This is a genomic window from Sutterella sp., from assembly GCF_052272535.1.
Taxonomy (GTDB): Bacteria; Pseudomonadota; Gammaproteobacteria; order Burkholderiales; family Burkholderiaceae_F; genus Sutterella.
Genome location: NZ_DAVZJY010000263.1, coordinates 1 through 2,875, shown reverse-complemented (window position 1 = coordinate 2,875; position 2,875 = coordinate 1). Strand labels below are relative to the sequence as shown.

2 protein-coding genes are annotated in these 2,875 nt (G+C 68.6%); both read right to left on the bottom strand.

The window, feature by feature from the left end:
* Positions 1-1,708, bottom strand: a 1,708-nt coding sequence (mutS, locus tag ACT6Y9_RS10045; RefSeq protein WP_443744428.1) for a DNA mismatch repair protein MutS, incomplete at its 3' end; no start/stop codon positions are given.
* A gap of 146 nt (positions 1,709-1,854) precedes the next feature.
* Positions 1,855-2,775 (bottom strand): inositol monophosphatase family protein, encoded by a 921-nt coding sequence (locus ACT6Y9_RS10040; RefSeq protein WP_295478295.1) that lies wholly within the window; start codon positions 2,773-2,775, stop codon positions 1,855-1,857.
* Positions 2,776-2,875: the final 100 nt, after the last annotated feature.

Genomic DNA, 2,875 nt, shown 5'->3' with positions numbered 1-2,875 from the left:
GCGCGGCGGCGGCGTCCACGGCCGCGCAGGCGCGCGCTGCGGCGAGAAGTTCGGCCGCGTGTTCCGCGGCCTTTGCCACCACCTCCTCGTAGAGGTGCTTCTCGAGCGCCTGCGAGCGCTCGCGCGCGGAGAGCACACGGTCCTCGACGTCCTTGAGTTCCGGCGTGATGAAGCGCTCGGTGTTCTTCAGCGTCTGCCGGCGCTGGTAGTGCGCGGGCACCTGGTCGGCGACGGACTTCGCCACCTCGATGTAGAAGCCCGAGATCTTGTTGAACTGCACGCGCAGCGTCGGGATGCCGGTCGCCGCCCGCTCGCGTCCCTCCATCTCCATGAGGATGCGGGCGGTGTCGTCGCGGAAGTGCCGCAGGTCGGCCAACTCCGCGTTCCAGCTCGAGGCGATCACGTCGCCGTCGCGCAGCGTCTGCGCGGGTTCGGGAAGGAGCGCCGCATTGAGGAGCGTCTTCACGCAGTCGGGCGTGACGAGCGCCGCCGCGGCGCGCTTCATGAAGGCCGGTTCAAGGCCGCCCAGCACGCGCGCGACGTTGTCGAGCCGCGGCAGGGCGTCGCGCAGCGACGCGAGTTCGCGCGGGCGGACCGTGCCGAGCGCGATGCGGCTCGAAATGCGCTCGACGTCGGGGAGCGCGTCGAGCTCCCGGCGCAGCGACTCGAGAAAGTCCGGATCGTCCTTGAGAAGCGCCGCCGCTTCGTGGCGCTCTTCGGCCGCGGCGCGGCTGCGCAGCGGCGCATTGAGCCAGCGGCGCAGTTCGCGGCTTCCCATCGAGCTCGTGCAGTGGTCGAGCACCGAGAAGAGCGTCGGGCCGTCGCCCGTGGACGAGAGCGACTGGTCGATCTCGAGGTTGCGGCGGCTCGCCGCGTCGAGCACGATGAATTCGCTTTCCTCAACGAGCTTGAGGGGCTCGATGAAGGGCATCAGGTCCACCTGCGTCTCGGTCGTGTAGTCGAGGAGCGCGTTCGCCGCGGCGAGGATCCGCGGGAGGTCCGCGACGCCCCAGGCGTCGAGCGTGGCGAGCCCGAAGTGGCTCTGGAGCGCCGAGGCGCCGCGCTTGGGGTCGAAGTGCCAGTCGGGAAGCGAGGAGACGACGAGCTCGGGGTGCTTTTCCCGGAGCGCGGCGCGCTCTGATTCGCTCACGAGCACTTCGGAGGGACGGATGCGCGCGAGCGCGCTCTCAAAGGATTCGGGCGGCACGGACTCGGCGCGGAAGTCGCCGTTTGAGAGCGTAAGCCACACGAACCCGCAGGGGCCCTTCTTCTTCGGGAAGTCCACCGCGAGGAGCACGGCGTCGGACTTCTCCGGGAGGAGCGCCGAGTCGGTGAGCGTGCCCGGCGTCACAATCCGCGAGATGCGCCGCTCGATCATGCCCTTGCCCGGAGGGCTCATCTGCTCGACGATCACGACGGATTCGCCCAACTTCACGAGCTTCGAGATGTAGGTGTCGAGCGACACGAAGGGAACGCCCGCCATCGGGATGGGCGTGCCGTCCGAGAGCTTCCCGCGCTTCGTGAGCGTGATGCCGATCAGGCGATTGGCGCGCACCGCGTCGTCGAAGAACGTTTCGTAGAAGTCGCCCATGCGGAAGAGCACGAGCGTCTGCGGATAGCGGTTCTTCACCTCGGCGAACTGACGCATCGAAGGCGTGAAGAGCTCCGGGTTGCTGTAGTCGGGACGGGCGGCCGAGATGTCATCCATGGCGGTGTTCTGGTGTGCCGCAGCGGCGGGCGCGCGGCGGTGCGGGTGGTCTTGATGCGCGAGAGCCGCCCGGAGGCGGCTCTCTGCTGCGGGCGCTTCTCCCCGGAAGGGAGGCGCCGCGGAGGGCGCCCGCCCGGGCGGGCGGATTACTCGGCCTTCTTGGTCGAGAGCGTGCGGCGGGCCTTCTTCGGAGCCTTCGGCGCGGACTTCTCGGACTCCTCGGTCTTCTGAGCGGCGGGAGCCTCTTCGGCCTTGGGCTCGGCCTTCACTTCGCCCACGAGCGGGAGGAGCTGCGCGAAGATCTTGGGCGAGCCGGCGCAGACGTTGCCGGTTTCGAGCCACTTCTCACCGCCCTCGAGGTCGGTGATGAGGCCGCCCGCTTCGAGGACGATCAGACCGCCCGCGCAGATGTCCCAGGGCTTGAGGTGGAATTCCCAGAAGCCGTCGTAGCGGCCGCAGGCGACCCAGGCGAGGTCGAGCGCCGCGGAGCCCGGACGGCGGATGCCCGCCGTGCGCTCGCAGACGCGCTTGAAGCCCTTGAGGTAGCCCTCGATGTCGCAGCCAGGACGGAAGGGGAAGCCCGTACCGATGAGGGCCTTCCTCATTTCGTCGTTGTCCGAGACGCGGATGCGGCGGTTGTCGAGCATCGCGCCCTGGCCCTTGGCGGCCGAGAAGAGCTCGTTCTTCGCGACGTCGTAGATCACGGCCGCGATCGGCTCGCCCCGGTAGGTGAGGGCGATCGAGACGCAGAACTGCGGCAGCCCGTGCATGAAGTTCGTCGTGCCGTCGATCGGGTCGATGATCCAGAGGTAGTCGCTCTTGGGGTCGCCCACGCGGCCGGCCTCTTCGGAGAGGATCGCATGGCGCGGATAGGCCTCCTGCAGTTCGCGGATGACGGCGGCTTCGGCGGCCTTGTCCGCGGAGGTGACGAAGTCGTTCACGGCTTTGTCCGTGACCTCGAGCGTGTCCCGGTTCTCCGAGGCGCGGATGATTTCACGCGCGGCAAGGCGCGCGGCCTTGGTGGCGGTGGCGACGAAGGCCTTGAGCGAAGCGGTGGGCGTAGGCATTTGATTGGGCTCGAATTGTTAAGTATGAGGGCGTGCGGCAACGGGAATGCACCGGCGCAGGAACCCTGCTTGAGGGAACGGGCGGGGATTCTAGCAGACG

Coding starts and splice junctions, on each gene's coding strand:
- ACT6Y9_RS10040 (WP_295478295.1), bottom strand. CDS start 2,775: ATGCCTACGCCCACCGCTTCGCTCAAGGCCTTCGTCGCCACCGCCACC.